Source organism: Thalassospira sp. MCCC 1A01148 (genome assembly GCF_001613795.1).
In the GTDB taxonomy this organism is placed as follows: domain Bacteria; phylum Pseudomonadota; class Alphaproteobacteria; order Rhodospirillales; family Thalassospiraceae; genus Thalassospira.
The window spans coordinates 808260-830218 of record NZ_LPVZ01000020.1; the positions used below are offsets into that span (position 1 = coordinate 808260).

17 protein-coding genes are annotated in these 21959 nt (G+C 54.2%); 8 read left to right on the plus strand and 9 right to left on the minus strand.

Features of this window, described 5'->3' with window-relative positions; translation table 11 throughout:
- Positions 1-265 precede the first annotated feature (265 nt).
- Positions 266-1300 (minus strand): PstS family phosphate ABC transporter substrate-binding protein, encoded by a 1035-nt coding sequence (locus tag AUQ43_RS13275; RefSeq protein ID WP_062956718.1) that lies wholly within the window; start codon positions 1298-1300, stop codon positions 266-268.
- Positions 1301-1707: 407 nt separating this feature from the next.
- Here AUQ43_RS13275 and AUQ43_RS13280 point away from each other — a divergent pair, with 407 nt between their 5' ends.
- Positions 1708-2010 carry a hypothetical protein gene (locus AUQ43_RS13280; protein WP_062956719.1) on the plus strand — a complete coding sequence of 101 codons (303 nt, stop codon included), beginning with the start codon at positions 1708-1710 and terminating at the stop codon, positions 2008-2010.
- Positions 2011-2113: 103 nt separating this feature from the next.
- Here the strand turns inward: AUQ43_RS13280 and glcF are convergent, their stop codons facing one another.
- The 4 genes from glcF to AUQ43_RS13300 form a co-directional block, all read right to left on the minus strand.
- Complete coding sequence (glcF, locus tag AUQ43_RS13285) at positions 2114-3439, minus strand: glycolate oxidase subunit GlcF (RefSeq protein WP_062956720.1); 1326 nt, start codon at positions 3437-3439, stop codon at positions 2114-2116.
- Positions 3439-4698 carry a glycolate oxidase subunit GlcE gene (glcE, locus tag AUQ43_RS13290; RefSeq protein WP_062956721.1) on the minus strand — a complete coding sequence of 420 codons (1260 nt, stop codon included), beginning with the start codon at positions 4696-4698 and terminating at the stop codon, positions 3439-3441. The genes glcF and glcE overlap by 1 nt, the downstream gene beginning before the upstream one ends.
- A 103-nt stretch (positions 4699-4801) precedes the next feature.
- The gene (locus AUQ43_RS13295; protein WP_062956722.1) at positions 4802-6286 is read right to left on the minus strand and encodes an FAD-linked oxidase C-terminal domain-containing protein; all 1485 of its coding nucleotides are present in this window, start codon (positions 6284-6286) and stop codon (positions 4802-4804) included.
- A 16-nt stretch (positions 6287-6302) separates the two neighbouring features.
- A complete protein-coding gene (locus tag AUQ43_RS13300; protein ID WP_062956723.1) occupies positions 6303-9770 on the minus strand; it encodes a pyruvate carboxylase in 3468 nt (1155 codons plus the stop codon).
- A 432-nt stretch (positions 9771-10202) separates the two neighbouring features.
- On the opposite strand from AUQ43_RS13300, the gene AUQ43_RS13305 reads away from it, so the two are divergent.
- From AUQ43_RS13305 to AUQ43_RS13315, 3 genes are all read left to right on the plus strand, one after another.
- Positions 10203-11606 (plus strand): cache domain-containing protein, encoded by a 1404-nt coding sequence (locus AUQ43_RS13305; RefSeq protein ID WP_062957305.1) that lies wholly within the window; start codon positions 10203-10205, stop codon positions 11604-11606.
- 63 nt (positions 11607-11669) lie between these two features.
- The gene (locus tag AUQ43_RS13310) at positions 11670-12350 is read left to right on the plus strand and encodes a response regulator transcription factor (RefSeq protein WP_062956724.1); all 681 of its coding nucleotides are present in this window, start codon (positions 11670-11672) and stop codon (positions 12348-12350) included.
- A 170-nt stretch (positions 12351-12520) separates the two neighbouring features.
- On the plus strand, positions 12521-13252 hold the full coding sequence (locus AUQ43_RS13315) for a Crp/Fnr family transcriptional regulator (protein ID WP_062957306.1): 732 nt from the start codon (positions 12521-12523) through the stop codon (positions 13250-13252).
- A 14-nt stretch (positions 13253-13266) separates the two neighbouring features.
- On the opposite strand, the gene AUQ43_RS13320 is transcribed toward AUQ43_RS13315, so the two are convergent.
- From AUQ43_RS13320 to AUQ43_RS13335, 4 genes are all read right to left on the minus strand, one after another.
- Positions 13267-13995, minus strand: coding sequence for a hypothetical protein (locus AUQ43_RS13320; protein ID WP_062956725.1), 729 nt, complete (start codon positions 13993-13995; stop codon positions 13267-13269).
- A 90-nt stretch (positions 13996-14085) separates the two neighbouring features.
- The gene (locus AUQ43_RS13325) at positions 14086-14445 is read right to left on the minus strand and encodes a TraR/DksA family transcriptional regulator (RefSeq protein ID WP_062956726.1); all 360 of its coding nucleotides are present in this window, start codon (positions 14443-14445) and stop codon (positions 14086-14088) included.
- A gap of 101 nt (positions 14446-14546) precedes the next feature.
- A complete protein-coding gene (locus AUQ43_RS13330; protein ID WP_062957307.1) occupies positions 14547-15761 on the minus strand; it encodes a hypothetical protein in 1215 nt (404 codons plus the stop codon).
- 143 nt (positions 15762-15904) lie between these two features.
- Positions 15905-16204 carry a hypothetical protein gene (locus AUQ43_RS13335; RefSeq protein ID WP_062956727.1) on the minus strand — a complete coding sequence of 100 codons (300 nt, stop codon included), beginning with the start codon at positions 16202-16204 and terminating at the stop codon, positions 15905-15907.
- 468 nt (positions 16205-16672) lie between these two features.
- On the opposite strand from AUQ43_RS13335, the gene AUQ43_RS13340 reads away from it, so the two are divergent.
- The 4 genes from AUQ43_RS13340 to AUQ43_RS13355 all read left to right on the plus strand — a co-directional run bounded on the left by AUQ43_RS13340 (position 16673) and on the right by AUQ43_RS13355 (position 21851).
- The gene (locus tag AUQ43_RS13340) at positions 16673-18556 is read left to right on the plus strand and encodes an ABC transporter substrate-binding protein (protein ID WP_232310673.1); all 1884 of its coding nucleotides are present in this window, start codon (positions 16673-16675) and stop codon (positions 18554-18556) included.
- Positions 18557-18601: 45 nt separating this feature from the next.
- Entirely contained in the window at positions 18602-20962 is a 2361-nt protein-coding gene (locus tag AUQ43_RS13345; protein WP_062956729.1) for an ATP-binding protein, read from the plus strand.
- Positions 20963-21229: 267 nt separating this feature from the next.
- On the plus strand, positions 21230-21454 hold the full coding sequence (locus AUQ43_RS13350; protein WP_062956730.1) for a hypothetical protein: 225 nt from the start codon (positions 21230-21232) through the stop codon (positions 21452-21454).
- Positions 21455-21623: 169 nt separating this feature from the next.
- A complete protein-coding gene (locus AUQ43_RS13355; RefSeq protein ID WP_062957308.1) occupies positions 21624-21851 on the plus strand; it encodes a hypothetical protein in 228 nt (75 codons plus the stop codon).
- Positions 21852-21959: the final 108 nt, after the last annotated feature.

The following is a 21959-nucleotide window of genomic DNA, read 5'->3' on the forward strand; positions in this document are numbered from 1 at the left end:
GCGGATACGCGGAGCAAAGCCGCAGGAAGATTAATATCTTGCAAGGTTTTACGACAAAGTAGCCCGTGCAAATCAGGTTAATCCGAAGGACAGGCGTTATATTTGCAAACTCCGACGTCAAACCCCTTGGCCGGGATACCAACCCGCCCCGCGGGATTTTCCTTGGATTTTACAAATATAACGTCTGCCATTCAAATCAAATTCATGGGTTCTGAACCTGAAGAAACCGGTGGCAGAAAAGGCTGCCACCGGTTGAAAGATCGCGTTACATGCTCAGCGGCGAAAGGTTCATCGCTACGTTGCGTACGGCTTCACGCTCTGCTGCATCCATCGGGATGAGACCGCGGTCAGCAAGGTAACCTTCGTCACCCCAAGCTTTGTCGGCGGTGAATTCAGCCAGATATTCCTTGATGCCCGGGATGGTGCCAACGTGCGCGTTCTTCACGTAGAAGTACAGCGAACGGGAAACCGGGTAATCACCAGCAGAGATTGCTTCGAAGGTCGGAGCAACACCGGCAATCATGGAGCCCTGGAGCTTGTCGCCGTTCTGGTCAAGGAAGGAGAAGCCGAAGATGCCAAGGGCATCGTGGTTTGCTTCAAGCTTCTGAACGATCAGGTTGTCGTTCTCGCCTGCTTCAACATAACCACCGTCTTCACGAACGCCAGCACAGACAGCTTTGAACTGGTCTTTGTTGGTTTCTTCAAGAGCGGCGATAACCGGGAACTCTTCGCAAGCTTCTTCGAGTACCAGCTCGGTGAAGGCGTCACGGGTACCGGAGGTCGGCGGCGGGCCGAGAACTTCGATTTTAACGTCCGGCAGGCTCGGGTCGATTTCCGACCAGGTGGTGTAGAAGTTGTCTACGAGCGACTTGCCGTCTTTGGACGGAACGGTTTTTGCCAGAGCAAGGAAGATCTGCTCTTTGGTCAGGTCAAGCTGCGGGGCAGCGTTGGAGTTCGACAGAACAATACCGTCGTAACCAACTTTAACTTCGGTAACTTCCGAAATGCCGTTTGCAGCGCATTTTTCAACTTCGGACTTCTTGATGCGACGCGAAGCGTTGGTGATGTCCGGGTGCTGTTCGCCAACACCGGCACAGAACAGCTTCAGACCACCGCCAGAACCGGTCGATTCAATAACCGGCGTCTTGAAAGAGGTGGTTTTACCGAATTCTTCTGCAACCGCAGTTGCAAACGGGAAGACGGTGGACGAACCAACGATACGAATCTGGTCGCGTGCTTCGGCAGCGCCAGCAAAGGCAACGCTCATCAGCGCCGCAACAGCAAGAGTCTTCTTCATCATAAATTCCCCAATGGTTGTTCCACTTCGGAACGGTGCAACGATCTGCGAGGCGGACTCTAACGCTGGGTGCTTACGGTATTGTGTCGCTTTTGTTAACGTTATGTGACAACGTATCAGAGCGGTAAAAACCGACACAAAATTCATTTTAAATCAACGTCTTAACATTAAACAACGTGCGCTTGAAAATACCGAATTTTCGTTCCAACACGGCAAAACACACATTGTTTGCGACAGGCTGTAACAAAAACTGTCACATTTCCCGAAACCATGGCTCGGGGCACGGGTTTTGGCGCTGAATTGGGGGCAATTGCCAGCAAGTCCTTTACATGGCGCCATTTCCACGCAACTGTTGGGCATAAGGGATACATACTTGCCGCGCGCGTGCGCAGCCAAAACAGGAGCAAAACATGAGCAACGCCTCACTCGATGAGATTCAGGAACTGATCCAGAAGTTATCTGGTGAACTCGGAGATATGTCAGAGGCCGCTTCGCGCCATATTGATGATCTGCATATCGCGGTGAACAACGTGGCATCGCATGTTCTCGCCATTGAGGCGGTCCTGTCGCTGGTCGCAAAGAAAGTCGATATCGACGAAGCCGAAGCCCTTAAATGGATTCGTGACAAGACAGCTGCCTATGCCGAAGACGCCAGCGAAAGTTCCGCTGCCGAAGGCATTGCGCAAAGCCTGCTTGGCAAGGAAGAAGAATAAGCGACCATCCCCCGTCATCCGAACGTGGTGGTCAGAAATCAAAAGGACGGCAGAGGGTTTTCCACTGCCGTCCTTTGTGTTTTTTGATCCTGAAGTACCGGGCCTAACCGGCAAGCTCACCCACGGGCATCCGGTCGCGCAGTTTTTCCGGTACCGGGCCGCCCGCCGCCCAATCAAGCAATTGCACAGTGTGCAGAACCTTGAGGTCGTCGGTTTCGATCTGCACCATGCAGCCGATATTACCGGTGGCGACCAGATCAGGCTGGGTCGCACGGATATTGCCGCGTTTGCGCTCCTGAAGCTGGCCTGCGATTTCGGGCTGCAACAGGTTATAAACCCCGGCAGAACCACAGCACAGATGACCTTCGGCAATTTCGGCAACTTCAAAACCGGCCTGTTTAAGAAGATCGCGTGGCGGACGGGTGATCTTCTGGCCATGCTGCATCGAACACGCCGAATGGTAGGCAACACGCGGGTTCCCGTGGCTGGCACCGGCAAAGACCGCGTCATCAATATCAAGGCTTGCCAGATATTCGGTAATATCCTTGGCAAGGGCCGAGACCGTGGCTGCCTTGCCGGCATAGGCCGGGTCATGGCGTAGCATATGGCCGTAATCCTTGATTGTGGTGCCACAGCCCGATGCGGTAATCACGACTGCATCAAGCCCCTCGCCCTCAAGCTCATTGGTCCAGGCATCAATATTGCCCTTGGCCTGGGCATGCGATTGTTCTTCCTTGCCCATGTGATGGACAAGCGATCCGCAACAACCAGCGCCCTTGGCGACCACCACCTCGATCCCAAGACGGGTGAGTAGACGAACCGTCGATTCGTTGATTTCGGTTTCAAGCACCTGCTGCGCACAGCCGATCAGGATTGCAACGCGGCCTTTGCGTTCGCCAATCGCCGGGATCACCTGTGGTTTATCAACCCAGCTTGGCGGTGGCATATGACGTGCCCCCATCTTGACCATGCCCTTGAGCCGACCGGGCATCAAACGTGCAAACGGTGCGGCAAATTTCGCCCCGATCAGCGACATCCGAAACAGGGTCGGGTTGGGCACAACAATCGACAGCAGCTTGCGCAACAAGCGATCACCCAGCGGGCGCTCATAGTTTTCTTCGATATGGGCGCGCGCATTATCGATCAGGTGCATGTAATCAACACCAGATGGACATGTGGTTGTACAGGAAAGACATGACAGGCAGCGATCAAGATGTTTGACCACCTTTTCGGTCGCCGGTTTGTCATTTTCCAGCATGTCCTTGATCAGGTAAATGCGGCCACGCGGGCTATCAAGTTCATCACCCAGGGTCACAAATGTCGGGCAGGTCGCGGTGCAGAAACCGCAATGCACGCATTTGCGCAGGATCTGTTCACTTTCGGCAATCGCCGGATTTTCAAGCTGGGCTGGGGTGAAGTTGGTTTGCATTACACGCCCTCCCCGTTCTGTGAAACGGGTGCTATGCGCCCCGGATTAAGGATGCCATGCGGATCGAAGTTTTCCTTGATCCGGGCATTGATGCGCGCAAGAGCCGGGTTTTCAGGTTGGAAGACTGCGATGCTTTGGCGCATATCGTCTGGTGCACGGACCAGATCGGCCTGCCCGCCCGCCGACGTCACCACATCGCGGATCGTACCGGCCATGCCATCGGGCGCATCAGAACCGGAAAGCTGCAACCAGACCCGGCCACCAGCCCAATCCATCATCGTGCGTCCGCCGGTTTTTTCCATCAGGTCTGCACAGATATTCCCGCCGCTTGCCGGGGGAACCGACACGCGCCAAAGAATACTGCCTGCGTTTTGAGATGCAGCAAACGGAACCACATCGGCAACAACACGCCAGATATTATGGCTGTGACTTTCCGGGACTTCGTGACATTCGCCAAAATCGGCCAATGCACGACACAACGCATCGGCCCGCCAGGCAACAGAGGGATGGGGTCCTTCGATCCGCAACGCCACAAGGCCACTGCCATATTCACCAGCAAGCGGCACATCAAGGTGCGGCGCGTCTTCGGGCGCGATCCAGGCGGCGGCCGAAACTTCGTTTTCACTGCGCATGGCCAGTGTCATGGCCTTACCAGCAGCCCGCGGGTCACTGCACGCAACAATCACAGTGGCCGATGTCTCATCATTTGGCATGACCTTAAGCGTCACGGTATGCATGACGCCAAGGGTGCCAAACGAGCCAGACATCAGTTTCGAAAGATCAAACCCGGTAACGTTTTTCATCACCCGACCGCCGGACTTAAAGTCCTCTGCCCGGCCAGAAACAGCTTCGAAGCCAAGAACATGATCCCGTGCAGAGCCGACCTTGATCCGGCGCGGTCCACCAAGGTTGCAGGCCACCAGTCCGCCGATGGTTCCGGCATTCGGGCCGCTTGCGCCATTAAGCAAGGCAGGAAAATTGCCTGGCTCGAAATGGAATTGCTGGTTCTTTTCGGCAAGGGCGGCCTTGATGTCGGAAAGAGGTGTTCCGGCGCGTGCGGAAATCACCAGTTCTTCGGGCTGATAAAACAGAATGCCCGACAGTTTGGAGCAGTCCAGCACCGCATTGGTCTGAACGCTGTGCCCATAGGCGCGTTTGCTGCCTGATCCGATGATTTCAAGCGGGGTCTCTGATCCAAGCGCCCAACCGACTGCGTCGCGCAGCTGATCCGGCGTGGTGGGGGAAAGTACGTCCACCATAACTCTCTCTTTTCCTCTCCTGAGCCTGATCCATCGGATTTGCGGGAGCCGATTGGCAGGCCTTTGTTTTGTCTTGTTTGCTTCTTTTATTAGTGCGCTGTGCCTAGAAGCGCGGGATATCCGGGAATTTGTCGGCCACCGCCTTGGCATGCAGGGTTTTAAGCTCCCCACAGCCATGCAAGGTCGGGAATACCTTGCCGGGGTTGAGCAACTGGTCCTCGTCAAAGGCCATTTTGATGCGTTCCTGATGCTTCATGTCATCACTTGTGAACATCTCGCCCATCAGGTCACGCTTTTCGACGCCGATGCCATGTTCACCCGACAGCACACCGCCGACCGCGACACAAAGCTTGAGGATGTCGGCCCCGAATGCCTCGGCCTTTTCAAGGTCGCCCGGCTTGTTGGCATCAAACATGATCAGCGGGTGCAAATTGCCGTCACCGGCATGGAAGACATTGGCAACACCAAGCCCATGCTGTCTGGACAGATCCTGCATACCCGTCAGGACTTCGGACAGGCGGCCACGCGGAATGGTGCCATCCATGCACATGTAATCCGGTGAAATGCGGCCAATCGCCGGGAAGGCGTTTTTGCGGCCTGACCAGAACAGCAGGCGCTCTTCTTCGCTTTCGGAAATGCGCGAATAGACCGCCCCGCAATCCTTGGCGATCTTGCCGACCCGATCAATCAGGTAATCGACTTCGACCTGCGGGCCATCAAGTTCGACCAGAAGAAGCGCCTCGACATCAAGTGGATAGCCGGCCTGAACGAATTCCTCGGTCGCCTTGATTGCCGGGGCATCCATCATTTCAAGACCGCCCGGAATGATCCCGGCGGCAATGATGGCGGCAACGCAATTGCCGCCTTCTTCAGATGAATTAAAGCCCAGCAGAAGCGCCCGCGCGGTTTCGGGTTTGCGTAGGATGCGAACGGTTACTTCGGTCACGATACCAAGCAACCCTTCGGACCCGGTAACGATGCCAAGCAGGTCATAGCCCGCCTGATCAAGGCCCTTGCCACCGATGCGCAGGATGTCACCTTCGATGGTGACCATTTCGACACCCAACACATTGTTGGTGGTAAGCCCGTATTTTAGGCAATGCACCCCGCCGGAATTTTCGGCGATATTCCCCCCGATGGAGCACGCGATCTGGCTTGATGGATCGGGAGCGTAATAAAAACCTTCGTGTTCGACCGCGCGCGTGATGCCAAGGTTGGTGACACCGGGCTGCACGACGGCGGCCCGGTTGTCCCAGTCGATATCAAGCACGCGATTGAATTTCATCATACTAATGGTAATCGCATCGGCCATCGGCAACGCTCCACCGGACAAACCGGTACCGGCACCGCGCGGAACGACACGGATCTTATTTGTATGACAATATCTCAGGATGGCTGCGACCTGCGCGGTATTTTCCGGCAGGACAACGATCATCGGCAATTGCCGATAAGCCATCAACCCGTCGCATTCATAGGGCCTGAGCTGATCATCATCGACAATAACCCCGCCCGGTGTCGGGATGATGTCCCGCATGGCCGCGATAATGTCCTTGCGACGTGCAAGAGTGTTCTGATCAGGCTCAGGCATCCTAAGCATCGGTTGTTTACTCCGTCAATTCGACCAGCAAATCCTTGCTGTCGACCTGTGTACCGGCAGGGGCGTGGATTTTGGCCACGGTGCCGTCCTTTTCCGCGTGAACCGCGGTCTCCATTTTCATCGCCTCAAGCGAGCACATGACATCGCCCGCCTTGACCTTCTGGCCTTCGGAAACGTGAACTTCGACCACAAGGCCCGGCATCGGAGCGGGAACATGCAAGCCATTGCCGTCTTCGGCCTTTGGTTTTGCCTTGCCCGACGCTGCCAGAGTCTTATCGGCGACCTTTACCGTGCGCGGCTGACCGTTCAGTTCGAAGAACACGGTACGGTTGCCTTCCTCGTCACCGGCTTCCGAAGTTGTCAGATAGCGGATGACAAGGGTCTTGCCCTTTTCCAGATCGACCGAAATTTCATCGTTCTGGTTCATCCCGTAGAAGAAGACCGGGGTTGGCAGAACCGAAACGTCGGCGTTGTGGCTGCGATGTTCGGCGTAATCAAGGAACACCTTGGGATACATCACATAGGATGCAACCTCGGCATCGCTGATATTGCGATGGGTCTTTTTCTCGATTTCCTTGCGGGTGGCTTCGAAATCAATCGGCGGCAATGACTTGCCCGGACGATCTGTCAGGGCTTCGCCACCTTTAAGCACCTTGCGCTGCAGGGCGGGCGGGAAACCGCCGACCGGCTGACCGATTTCACCACGGAAGAAGGAAATAACACTGTCCGGGAAGGCGATGTCCTTTTTGGGATCAAGAATGTCTTCCTCAGACAAACCGGACGTCACCATCATCAGCGCCATATCACCAACGACCTTGGAGCTTGGCGTGACCTTGACGACATCGCCAAACATCTTGTTGACCGCAGCATACGCCTTGGACACTTCGGGCCAGCGATCCTCGATCCCGAGGGCCCGGGCCTGCTGACGCAGGTTGGTGTACTGGCCACCCGGCATTTCATGGACATAAACGTCCGATGTGCCGCTGCGAATGTCGCTTTCGAAACCGGCATAGTAACGGCGGACCTGTTCCCAATAGGTCGAGACTTCCTTGAGCGCCTCGGTCTTAAGGCCCGGATCGCGCGGCTGACCGATATAGTTATTGGCGATCGAGCCCAGATTTGGCTGCGATGTCAGACCCGACATGGAATCCATGGCCGCATCGACCGCATCAACACCGGCATCAATGGCGGCAATCACGGTTGCCGCCGAGATACCGCTGGTGTCGTGGGTGTGGAAGTGGATCGGGATATTGACCGTGTCCTTGAGTGCGGTCACCAGTTCGGTCGCAGCCGCCGGACGCAAGACACCCGCCATATCCTTAAGACCGAGAATATGGGCACCGGCAGCTTCAAGTTCGCGGGCCATATTCACATAGTAATCAAGGTTATATTTCGGGCGGTCCTTGTCATAGATATCGCCGGTGTAACAGATGGTCGCTTCGCAGAGCTTGTCGGTTTTAAGAACCGACTCCATCGCGACCTTCATGTTTTCAACCCAGTTGAGGCTATCAAACACGCGGAAAACATCCATGCCGTGTTCAGCCGCCTGCTTGACGAAGTAATCCACGGCATTGTCGGGATAGTTGGTATAGCCAACTGCGTTGGAGGCGCGCAGCAGCATCTGGGTCAGGATATTGGGCACACGTTCGCGCAATTTGACCAGACGATCCCACGGGTCTTCCTTAAGGAAGCGCATGGCAACGTCAAAGGTCGCCCCACCCCAGCATTCAAGCGAAAACAGTTCCGGCAGACCATGCGCGTAATAGGGCGCAATTTCGAGCATGTCATAGGTGCGCATGCGGGTCGCCAGCAAGGATTGATGGGCATCACGCATGGTGGTGTCGGTCATCAGGACGCGTTCCTGATCCTTCATCCAGCGCGAGAAACCCTCTGGCCCCAATTGATCAAGCTTTTGCTTGGTGCCCGGGCGAATTTCGCCAAGATCAATCGATTTTGGCATCACCGGATCATGCAGATTGGTCGGAACAACCCGGCCTTCGACTTCGGGGTTGCCATTGACCGCAACCTCGCCGATGAAGCGCAGCAGGCGGGTGGCACGGTCACGACGGCGCACGAACTTGAACAGATCGGGCGTTTCGTCAATGAAACGGGTCGTGTATTCACCGGCCCGGAATTTCGGGTGATTGATCAGGTTTTCAAGGAAGGCAAGGTTGGTCGCAACACCGCGAATACGGAATTCGCGAAGGGCCCTGTCCATGCGATCCACCGCTTCGCGCGGGGTGCTGCCCCATGCGGTGACCTTTTCAAGCATACTGTCATAGAACGGTGTAATCACCGCCCCGGAATAGGCCGTGCCACCATCAAGACGAATGCCAAAGCCGTTGGCACCACGGTAAACCTTGATGATCCCGTAATCGGGGACAAAGTTGTTTTCCGGGTTTTCGGTGGTGATACGGCACTGAAGCGCATGATCACGCAGCTTGATCTTGTCCTGCCAGGGGATACCGGTTTCGGACGGGAAACCGATGCGCCCACCCTGCGCGATCAGGATTTGTGCCTTGACCAAATCAAAGCCGGTCACGCATTCGGTGACGGTATGTTCGACCTGAATGCGGGGATTGACCTCGATGAAATAGAATTTGGATGTATCAACATCCATAAGGAACTCGACCGTCCCGGCATTGACGTAGTTGGCCGCCTTGCCAAGGCGGATCGCTGCATCACAGATTTCCTTGCGCTGATCATCATCGAGATAGGGTGCGGGCGCACGTTCAACGACTTTCTGGTTGCGGCGCTGAACGGAACAGTCACGCTCATAGAGATGAACAAGGGTGCCGTGGGTATCACCAAGAAGCTGAACCTCGACATGGCGGGCACGGCGGATCAGTTTTTCAAAGTAAACTTCACCATTGCCAAAGGCGGCCTCGGCCTCGCGGCGGGCGGCCAGCACCTGCGCTGACAGATCCTTGCCGTTTTCGATAACCCGCATACCACGGCCACCACCGCCCCAGCTGGCTTTCAGCATCAGCGGATAGCCGATATCCTCGGCGATGCGGGTAACTTCGGCCATGTCTTCGGGAAGCGCGCTTGAGGCGGGCATGACCGGCACACCGGCACTTTCGGCCAGATTACGCGCAGAAACCTTGTTGCCCAAGGTGCGCATGACTTCTGAATCCGGACCGATAAACTGAATGCCGGCTTCGGCACAGGCATCGGCGAATTCGGGATTTTCCGACAGGAAGCCATAGCCCGGATGGATCGCATCGACATCGGCATCGCGCGCGACACGCAGGATGTCCTCGATATCGAGATAGGCGCGAATGGGTTTATTACCCTTGCCCACCGTGTAGCTTTCATCAGCCTTGAAACGGTGAAGGGCAAAACGGTCTTCGTCAGAGAAAATCGCAACTGTGCGAATGCCAAGTTCGTTGGCAGCTCGCAAAACACGAATCGCAATTTCGCCACGGTTGGCGACCAGAAGTTTACGGATACGCTTTGGTGCTGAACGCGTCATGGACACCGGGCTCCTAACACATTTTCCTGACAGGAGCGTGCCTGTGCGCGCCTGCCAAAACCAAGTGAAACGCCACGATATGGTCCTTGAATGCGTCGCGGTGCGGGATGCCTGCAACGCCATATCTTTTGTGGCGATACGGGATGCCAGCACGCAGAGATCTTGTGCAATGCATCCAGAGCTTTCGGCGCCCGGTGGGCAGGCGACGGTTCTGGTATATGCGCATTGCCCTCTCCCTGTCAAAGCATGATCTCATGAATTGGTAATACCAATTTTCAGATATCCCGACCAGTTTCTTTTCACCATACGGAACACGCCACTGATCCTCTTCAATCACAGCGACCAGAAAACCGCGATCTTTCAGCGACTTTTGGCGCGAATATGCTATTGTCCGCCCTCGGAAAAACTGGAAATCCCGAAACGGTTATGCCCATGCCGAAGCTCAATCTTCGACTAAAGTTTTTGCTGCTCTCGATCCTGCCGCTGGTTCTTGCAGCTTCTGCAATCTCGTGGCTGGTCTTTGCCCAGGCCGAACGTCTGGCCGAAGCCGAGATCAGGACGTTTGAACGCAACATCCTGCAGGCCCGCAAGGATGAGCTGAAAAGCTATCTTGAGCTGGCGATGGCATCCATTGACCACATCTATTCGGTGGCAAGCCCACTGGATGCGGTATCCAAGGAACGCGTGAAGGCCATCATCGAAGACCTGAGCTATGGCGAGGACGGGTATTTCTTTATCTATGACCGCGATGGCACAGCGCTTGTTGAACCGCCCCAGCCGTGGCGCGTCGGGCGGACCTATTGGAACCTGCGTGATATCAACGGCAACACGGTTATTCAGGGCCTGATCTTCAATGCGGAAAAGGGTGGCGATTTCATGCGCCACGTCTGGGAAAAGCCATCGACTGGGGAGCCGACCGAAAAGATCACCTATTCGCTGATGCTTGATAAATGGGACTGGATGATCGGAACGGGGATTTACATCGACGATATCGCCGAACAGGTCACCGAGATCGAGGCCGAAGTTTCCACCCATATCCGCGAAACCACCATTTCGATCATCGGGGTGACCATTCTGGCGGTGTTACTCGTTGGCATTTCCGGCACGGTTGTCACCCTGTCGGAACGCAAGCTGGCCGACTCAAAGCTTAAGGAACTGACGCATCGGGTTGTTGATGTGCAAGAACAGGAACGCCTTCGGGTATCGCGCGAACTGCATGACGGCATCAGCCAGATACTGGTTTCCGTCAAATATTCGGTTGAAACCGCGATTGCGCGGATTACGCAAAAACGCGACAACGCCATGGAACCGATGGAAAAGGCGGCCAAACGATTACAGGACGCCATTCATGAAGTCCGGCGCATTTCACGCGATCTGCGTCCGGCGGTTCTTGATGACCTTGGCCTGAAACCTGCAATCGAAAGCATGTGCGCGGAGCTGCAAGACCGTTCGGGCATCCTGATCGAAGTAAAGTGTGAAAACATTGATGGGCAGCTTGATATCGGCAAGAAAACCACGCTGTATCGCGTGCTGCAGGAGACACTTACCAATATCGAACGCCATGCCGATGCCACGGTGGTCAAAATCACCATCAAACGCGAAGGCCAAAGCATCGTGATGCGCATTTCCGATAACGGCGTCGGGTTTGAGACCAACCGGTATATCCGAAACCGTGATCCGAGGGCGGGCATTGGTCTGCGCAACATGCGCGAACGCATGGAATTTCATGGCGGCGGGCTTGCGGTGCGCTCTGAACCCGATGATGGCACCAAAATTACTGCATTTATTCCCGCTACCAGCCAGAATGCCCTACCCGATGACGCAATCAGCGGTTAATCTGGCCACAGCAGGGTCATGACCCTACACCCGACAGCCACGCGACAGGAACACGTTCGATCCATGACCAATGTCACCAATGCCAAAGAAGTTTATTCCACAGATCGGCCATTGCGGATTTTGCTTTGTGACGATCACGCGCTTGTAATGGACGGCATCCGGTCGCGTCTGGAATGCTTTGAGCATATCAATATCGTTGGCGAAGCTGGCACCGGTGCGGAAGCATTGACCATGGCGGACGACCTTCACCCCGACATCGTCCTGATGGACATTTCAATGCCGGTGATGAACGGCCTTGAAGCGGCAGAAAAGTTCCGTGAAACCCTGCCGGGCACCAAGGTTGTTATCCTGTCGATGCATGAAAACCCGGAATATCTGCGCACGGCACAACAGGCCGGTGCCAAGGGCTTTATCCTTAAAGACGTGTCATCCAATGACATGGTGCGCGCAATCGAAACCGTGGCCAATGGTGGCGAGGCATTCAGTTCGACATTTGATCGCATCACCGATGGCGAAGATACCGCCAGTGATGGTGTGCCGCTGACGTCGCGCGAACGCACGGTTTTGCGCCTTCTGGCAAAAGGGGCCAGCAACAAACATGTGGCACGCGAACTTGATATCAGTGTTCGGACCGTGGAAACACATCGGCGCAACATAAAACGCAAGCTTGATATTGATAGTTCGGCAGGCCTTGTGCGCTATGCGATTGAAAAAGGTTTGGTGACGCTGGATTCCACCAGCTAAGACCGCCGTTCCGAGCATGCCGTTAAACCGGTCAGGCATCTCTATGCAATGATTTCACATTCTGCTACGGTACATTACGCTAAGGTTTGGATTGATTAAACTTTTCAATGTTTACCGTGGTCGGGTTTGATCCCGCATTCAAGATCAGCCCGTTTTCATGGGTGGAAAGCGTGAACCATACAACAAGCTACACATTCCGACCCGAGCTTGCGCGATGCCGCGAATGCGGTGTGCGGAAGTTTGCCCTGTTCAACAACCTGACGGACGAGGATTTCAAACTTGTCCATATGCCGGTTGAAGACATCGCATTGCCAAGGCGCAACACGCTTTACAATGCCGGTGATCAGGCGCAATCGATCTATACCCTGCGTTCTGGCCTGATCAAACTTGTGCATTACCTGCCTGATGGCAATCAGCGGGTTGTGCGGCTTGTAAAGCCAGGCGGCACCATCGGGCTTGAGGCGCTGGTCAGTGATTGCTTCACCCATCACGCAGAAGCCCTGCAAGAAAGCAAGCTTTGCCGTATTCCAATTGCGGTGATCGAAAAGCTTGATAATGAAAGTCCGCGTTTGCACAAGCAGGTGCTTAATCGCTGGCATCAGGCGGTGATGGAATCGGATAACTGGTTAACCCAGATGTCGACCGGTACAGCGCGCGAACGGGTGGCACGTCTTTGCCTGTTTCTGCATGACGATGTGACGAGTACCTGCACCCTTCCCGGGCGCGAAGATATCGGCGCGATGCTTGGCATCACAACTGAAACAGCCAGCCGAATTATTGCCGATTTCAGGCGTCATGACCTGCTTGAGTTTAAATCCCGCAATATCTTTGTGCTTAACCTGCCTGAATTGCGCGAAGTTGCCGGCGTTGATGGGGCGCACGTATCTGACAGTGCAAACTAAGCTGTCTTTCGGAACTATCGCATCGCGTCCTGCAAGGTCGTTTGAAATGCCGAATTCGGGCCACACGCCAGTGACAGCTTCTTGTATTCGGCCGGGGTGTCGATCCGCTCGTGCAGTTGGCTACTGCGCCGACGAATGTCATTAAGTCGCCTTTTGAAACCCCGACTATATTCCGAAATCAGCCGCCGCATGGCACGCTGCGCATTTTCGGCGGGCATCGGAAACATGGCGCCGACTTTTCTGACAACATCATCAACCAGATCATCAAGCGATGCCCGAATATCGGCCTCCATGCCCTGATTGATTTTGACGTGTTCACCTTCGTGGGCATAGACGACATCATATTCACAGGTGCCGCGTTCCAGTTCGGAGGCGATATAGACAAGATGTTTGACCACATTGACCTTGGGACTGACCCTTACTGGATCAAGGCAATAACGCCCTGCGCCGACTTCGCGCGGTTCAAAGCGCATATCAAATGACGCTTGTACTTCATATTCGGTCAAGCCGGTGACGAGATAGCTAGCATTGCCGCCCGCACGGCTATTTAGCCAGCGCACGGAGCGATGCCGATCAAGCATCGGGTCCATATGGTTGAATTCAAGAAAGGCTTCGGGGGCACTGATCGGCGCACAACTGCCTTGCGCGCGCAAGGAACCTGGAACTGCCAGCACGGCCAGAACGGCCAAAAGCACACACAGGATATGACGGTACTTGATCCGATCATGCTGTTGCCCGAACACTGGCAAACACTTTCTCCCGGTCTCATGAAAACGCTGCGTACAAAACAGATCGCACGCAGCGTCGTTGGTTCCTGTGTTTACGTCTGAAAATCAGACGTGGCTCACATGGTCGGCACAATCAACACAAAGCGGTGTGGTCGGATCGAACTCCAATCGCTTGGCGGCAATTGGTTCGCCGCAATTGTGGCAATGACCGTATTCGTCATCATCCATGCGCTTGAGGGTTTTTTCTATGCGCTCCAACTCGACCGTGCGACGACGTTCCTGTTCAAGGTGCATTTCCTGATTTTGCAGGGCATCCATCCGCGACAGACGACCGACAGCCTGCTGATCAAGTTCGACCGGCTTGCGATAATCTTCTGAATGCGTCGAATGCGACAGAATTTCGGTCCGTCTGTCTTCCAGGCGGGCGCGCAATTTCGCAAGGTCAATGTCTGTTCGATCCGTCATTCGAAACCTCGTTATGGGTTGTTGTTCTTGACTATCAATATGGGTGCAAAAATCCCTGTTTCGCCAATGCATAGATCAAATTATTCAAATATTTTGGCCGATCACGTGCAATTCCCGCAGGCATCAACGAGTTTTTCCAGCGCTGCCTTGGCCTCGTCATCATCCAGACCTTCGGATTTGATCTTTTTCTGGATTTTGCAGCAAAGTGCTGGCCCATCCGGGAACGGCTTGTCGGTCCAGAAGGGCGCGGTTGTGCCAAAATATCCCGCCTGATCAAGGAACGAGACTCCATAGTAATAGGCCGCCCCGACCGAGTTATAAAAAGTGGGATCATCAATAAACCCGCCATCAGGCGTCATGGATTTGGTCAGGCACCAGTGCAGCACCAATGCAATGTCCCTGGACGCCGCATTTTGGGTGGTGCCATCGACCTTTGACCAGCCAAGGTCGAAAATCTTGGTGACGTCATAATTATTGTGATTGTTGAAATCACCGTTGTGCTTCCAGCCAAACGGGTATGCATCATCGCGGATCGCAAGTGTGGTGTCAAAAATCTGGGTCCATAGATCGACCTTGCCGTGCTGATAGGAAATATTGTGAAAGGTCAGACTAAGATCACTGCTTTTGAGAACGCCTTGATCCTTTGTATCAAACCAGCCGCCCCAATAACCGCTTTGATCATCCTGCCAATCATCAAGCCATGTTTTGTAAGCAGAGATGTAATCATCCGTCAGATCAAAACCCTTAACATTGGCTTTGAAGTAATCGCGGATTTCGCTTTTGAAACACATCTGTGACAGAGCGGCCGTAACCGCACCAAGGGCATCACGACGATCAAGGCCATCATCGAAAATTTTTGACGTTTTCTGCCCGTCAAGCCAGGCAACCATTTTGTCGGGCGTTGCAATTGGCGCCATGAATGCAAACGGGTATTCGGGCGCTTGCCCGGCATCGGCCAGGGTATTGACCGCGTCAATCATGGCATCGACTTTCAGGAACCATTGGTCATAACAAGGCCCCCAGGAACCGTCGGTTGCCACCTGTTTTTCGGCCCACGCCTGATCCGGATTTTTCAGGGAACTGGCAAAGTCATCAAGTTTGGAATCAAGCTTTTCCCAGTCGGCGGTGTATTGCAGCAGCCATTTGCATTCGATCATTTTTTGATCGGAGGCCGCCATGCTGTTACCGGTTTTCTGGATCGCGATCAGCTTTTCCTGCAGGGGAGAGAGCTTTGCGGCATAGGCTTTTTGTTGCGCGATATAGGCGGGATCAAAAGTGCAAAACTGTTCTGTAATCAGCTTACTGAAATCTGTCAAAGCCCGCCCCCGGATGCTTACCACTGTGGTTTCTGCACAGAACCATGACAAAAACCACAGGATATCCAAAGCATTATCGACACACCGCCTGGATCGCGGAAACCACCATAGATCGCGCAGACGGATAGAGGGCGCACTGGAAACTAATCATCAAGCAGCCAGTTGCGGATCACGCGCAGCGCCTGATCAGGGTCGGTTTCAACAATTTTCGCCGCCACATTGGCTTTCTTGCGGTCGATCATGCCTTCAATGCCGGCCACACTGAAACCGTCCGCATCAGAAACGACAGGAAGAGCCGCTGCGTCCCGCGCCGTTCCGCGCAACCTTTCACGCAAACCCGGATCCGATCCCGATTCGTAACGCGGGATCGGCGCGGCAGGCTTCGGCCCCGGCAAAAACGATGGCCCATCCTTGGTTTGATCGGGGTTGTCAGAGTGCGTCATTGGCAAAACTTTCGTAGCACATCATCGCGACGCCTATCATACCGCGCTTTGCACTAGGATCAAAAACTCAGTCGTTCGTATATGTTTTATCTCAACACAGGCTTATTATATTAGACTTAAAGAAACTTTGATTAACAGTGACTTGCGTTGTTAGGCTGTAGTTTGAGCAATTCAAAATGAGCAATGCCGGCACCCGGTATCATTCAGTAACCATCACATATTTGACGCGCCGTAATTCGCCAAGAGATACGACATCATATAAGATGGCAGAGGCTTTTCAGCCGTGCAGGGTGTCGCAGAGATACAAAAAATACCTGTTTGCGAATTTTGTACTTTAACAAGTCCTGTTGTCTAACTAATTTGAAAGGCATAACCTACCTCACCTTTCGGGTAGCAAAAACGATACGTTAGAACAAAGCGCACAAAATCACGGGGGCACAGATTTTTGTGAGGCACCATACATTTATATTGATTGTTGCACTGGCCGCGCTGCTGACGAACATCAGCGACACCCACGCTATGGAATTCGGTGAGGCCCCCGAACTTGCCAAGCAAGTTGAAGACGGGACTCTGCCGCCAGTAAAAGACCGTCTGCCGAAAACACCAATGATTGTCACCCCCAATGACCGGGTTGGCACCTATGGCGGAACGTGGCAAATGGCACAGCGCAACAAGCGGGACCATGCCCTTTTGATCCGAAATATCGGATACGAGCCGCTTCTGCGCTGGACCCCGCAATGGTCATCGACCATTCCGAATGTGGCCCTGTCCTTTCAACCAAGCAGCGATGCTACAGAGTTCTTTTTCCGCCTGCGCCCCGGTATGCGCTGGTCTGATGGCGCGCCATTTACCGCAGCCGACATCGTTTTCTGGTATGAAGACATCCTCAACAATCCCGCATTCGCGGATTCTGTTCCGGAATGGCTGACATCTGGTGGCAATACGGTACAGATTGATGCAATTGATCCGCACACCGTCGCGTTTCGGTTCAGCAAGCCATATGGCCTGTTTCCAACTGCACTGGCCCGCCCCGAAGGCGTAGAGCCGGTAAGCTATCCGGCGCATTTTCTCAAACCGCTTTTGCCGAAATACAACCCCAATGCCGACGCCACGGCCAAAGAAATGGGCTATGCCGGGTGGGAAGAACGCTTTGTTGACGTGTTTGGTCAACCCGGCACGATTGACGACCCGTCACGCTGGAACAATCCGGATGTCCCGACCCTGAATGCATGGGTCCTAACCGGCGTCTATGGCAAGGATGATCCGCTGGTCGCCAAACGCAATCCTTACTACTGGAAAATTGATCCGACTGGCCGCCAGCTCCCCTATATCGACAGGGTGTCGATGACGCTTGTGCCGTCAAAAAGTGCTGCAGGCGATGCGGCAATCTCTGGCAAGGTCAACATGCAGGAACGTCATGTCAGCAAACACGCCGATGAGGTGCTTGCACGCAACACGGATTTGCTGCCTTTCACACTGGTGGAAAGTGACATGAACATCATGACCTTGTCGCTCAATCTGAATGACAAGGACCTGGTGCTGCGCAAGATCTTCCAAAGCAAGGATTTCCGTATTGCCCTGTCCCATGCGATAGACCGCTACGCCGTGATTGACCGCTTTGTTCCCGGTGCCCTGCCCCATCAGGCGGCACCACGACCGGAAAGTCCGCAATACCACACGGTTCTGGCACGGCAGTTCATGGCGCACGATGTTGAGCTTGCCCAGCACTTCCTGGCAAAAGCAGGCCTGACAGCCAAAACTGCGGACGGAATTCTGAAGCGTCCGGATGGCAAGCCGCTTTCGTTTACGATTGATACGGAGGGCGCGGAACGATTTGAAATGCTTAATGCGGTTACGCGCTATTGGCGTGACCTTGGGATTGACGTAACCGCGCGGAACCTGCCACGTGACGAGTTCGTCGCCTTGCGCGAACGCAATGAGCATCATGCCAGTGCCTGGGGCGGCGATGGCGGTCTGGACGCGATGGTGATCCCGATCAACTATCTGCCGATTTCTTCCGAATCGTCCTGGTATGCAACCGGCTGGGCAAATTGGTACCTCAATCCGGAAAGTCCCAATGCTGTTACGCCACCAGATGCCGTTCGCACCCAGTTTGACCTGTATGACCAGCTCAAAGCCACAGCAAACGCCGAAAAACAGAATCAACTAATGCGTGATATTCTCGACATCAGTGCCGATCAGTTTTACGTTATGGGAATCGCTTTGCCGCCGAACCGAAAAGGCGTGGTGGCCCGGAACTTCCATAACGTTCCAAAGGTCATGCCTGCTGCCTGGAGTTACGCGACACCAGCGCCCACAAACCCAAGTCAGTATTTTATTCTCGGCGAATAAAATCCGCGCACAAAATGCATCATTCTGAATGGGAGCCGAAATCATTTGAGGACGCTGTTTGACCGATTGATCGGCAGTCTGGTTTTCAAGATCGCACTTGCAATCATCGTTGTGGAAACCATTCTTCTGGGCCTGTTTGGTGGCTACTATGTGCAGTATTTCGGGGCTGAAATTGATCGCCGCATCGCCGAACAGATCAGCACGCCCGGACGGCTTATTCAGCATGAACAACTCAAAGTATCCATTCTGAGCGATCCCGAGCAGATGAAACTTCTGCTGGGTCCGCACCTGCAGCAGGCTTTGGCCGTTGGCTTTGACGGCACAATTTATCATTCTACCGATCCGCTCAAGATCGGCACATCGGTCAGCTCATTGCCGGATTTCCCGGAGGATCAATTAAGTCCGGGCATGACCGAACAGGTCCTGATGACGGTCGATGATCCGACTGGCACCAGCATGGTCAGCATCACGCCGATCTTCAATCTGAATGCCAATCAGCCCTTCATGTATGTCTATCTCAAGGTGTCGACAAAAGGCCTTGAAGAAAGCCAGCGACAGATGCAATCGGTGCTGCTGATCGGGTCGGCACTGTGCCTTTTGCTGACGTCCGGGTTGATTTTCCTGTTTACCCAGCAAACGGTGCTGAAACGTCTGATCACCGCGGCACAATTTGTGAACAAGATCCAGATCGGCAAACTCAGTTCACGGCTGACGCCCATGGGACGTGACGAAATCGGGATTCTCGAACGCGGCCTGAATGCCATGGCCGAAAGCCTTGAACGTCGCACCCAGCAGCATCAAGCCGCCCAGGACGCCCTTCGCGACAGTGAAGAACGGTTTCGTGACTTCACCCTGTCCTCGGCCGACTGGTACTGGGAAATGGACAGCGATTTCAAAATCGCTTTTGCCTCCTATAAGTTTTATCAACTTATCGAAGAGATCAACGGCACCCCGCAGGGGCAGTCCTTTGACAAACTGGGGCTTCAGCCCGAGCACCCTCAAGGCTGGCAACAGCTTAATCAGCACCTGAACAAACATACTGCCTTCTACAACATCGAGTTTTCCTGGATATCGCGAGACGGCGAAAAGCAGTTCGGCCGTATCAATGGTGTTCCGGTCTTTGCCCTGGATGGCAGTTTTAACGGCTATCGCGGGACGGGCAGCAACATCACCGACCAAAAGCGTGCTGCCGAAGAACAGCAGGCGCTGCAACGCCAGCTTGCCACATCGCAGAAACTCGAAGCCGTTGGCCAGATGGCAGGCGGTGTCGCCCATGAATTTAATAACTGCCTTGCCGGGATTTTGAGTTTTGCCGAAGTGGCGCGCGCCAAAATCGATAATCCTGAGCGGGTCAAAGAATATATCGATCACGTCATCTCGTTGGGTGAACGGGCAACCGGGGTTGCCGACCAGCTCTTGATGTTCTCGCGCCGCAGGATCGACCAACCCAAGAACGTTCGTGTCGAAGGCATCTTTTCAGAGATGGAAAAGTTGCTGGTGACCTTACTTGAACATCGGATTGATCTGCAAATCTGGTCAGATGAACCCAATCTTCATACAAGGGTAGACCCGACACAGCTTTCTGCCTGTATCCTCAATCTTGCCATCAATGCACGTGATGCGATGCCGAATGGCGGAACACTTCAGATATCATGCAGCAAGGCAGATGTTCCGCCAATTGCCCAGCGTGGCATTGATGAAGGCGACGACATCTATCCACCCGAGGCAGAAGGACAGTATGTCGTTATCACCATTCAGGATACCGGAACCGGTATCCCCGCAGATGTGATCGACCATATTTTCGAGCCCTTCTTCTCGACCAAGGAACCGGGTAAAGGCACAGGCCTTGGGCTTTCCATCGTCCATAGCTGGGTCGAAGAGGCACATGGCTTTATCAATCTGGAAAGCATCGAGGGCGAAGGCACGACCTTTTCCATCTACCTGCCCCGCTCCGAGCCCGATACTGAACCAGTGCACGAAGTTGCCGAAATCGGTGAATTTCCCGGCAATGGCGAACGTGTTCTGATTGTTGATGACGAACATGCGCTGCGCACAACCGCACAAATCATCCTCGACGATGCGGGGTACAAGACCGAGACCGCCAAGAGCACAGAAGAAGCCTTGACGATTCTTAGCCAAAACGTCGACGACGCACCGTTTGACGTTATTCTGACCGATGTCGTATTGCCCGGACGGAGCGGACCACAGCTGGTTATTGAAGCGCTGCGGCAAAGCCCGCACTATGGCGTGGTTTTTGTGTCGGGTTATCCGGCCCGTTCGCGCATGGAGCTCGAGAACCTTCTTGGCAATTATGTTTTTGTCAAAAAGCCGTTCCGGCCGGGACAACTGCAAAAAGCCATTCAGGATGCGCTTAAGCTGGCATCCAGTCGCGCAAAGACAACCTAACGTGCGGCAATTGTATTCGAGTCCCAACCCTGACGACCGCGAAACGATGCAAATTTCGCCGAAGGGTTAAAAAAATCTTACCCGTCTATATTAGCTAAAATGCTTGCAAAACAGGCGATTGACGAGCTGCGCTTTGCTGTGACACTGGATAGTGTGACAACCGTCACTTATATCACTATCAGATGCTCATACCGTGAGTGACAGACAGATGATAACCATCCCGGCGAAACAAGGGCACAGCCCTTCCGGACAAGTGATGAGGTCAGGATGATCGGCTCAGTTCAAGGTTCAGGACTTGGTTCAGCAGCACAGGCTGTGAATGACGCAATTACGCCCAAAGGTGGTGCAGACCCGTCTCTGCCTTTCGCAGCCGCAGAAGGCGCGATCAACAAGGCAACGGGACTTGCAAAGGTCATCGGTTCGATCGTGACCGAGCATCAGCCGCTTGAAACCAGTGGCAACCGTGGCACCAAAGTTAATATCCTAACGTGATTTTTCCCTCTCGTTAGCTTCCTCCGGGGTGGTCTTGTACGACCACCCTTTTTTCTGTCTGGATCATGCACGCCGCAATTGATTTGGCGAAAACCGCCCTGTTGCCCGATCATGACAAAGGTCGATCCACGTGATAGTGTAAATGTCACTTTCAAATGTGGATGATCACATGGCGACCAACAGAATTGGGACCGGCTCTTCGCAAACAGGCCTACAGGACGCACGCGCGCGTCCGCAAGGTGCCATTGCGTCGCGTGGCCGGGTTGGAACCAATTCCGATCAGCCATCCTCTGACAGCTTCATCGCATCCCAGCTTGCCCGCCTGCGCAACCTGATTGCCACTGATCAGATTGACCACAACGCCCGGCGCGGGACCTATTTGAACATTTTGTTGTAACCGGCAACGCTGCATCGCGTCCCGTCATGTCGGTCCTGTCGGGAACGCATGGGCGTAACGTCGATATTTGCGCGGCATTTCACCCACAAACCCCGCAAAGAAAAAAGC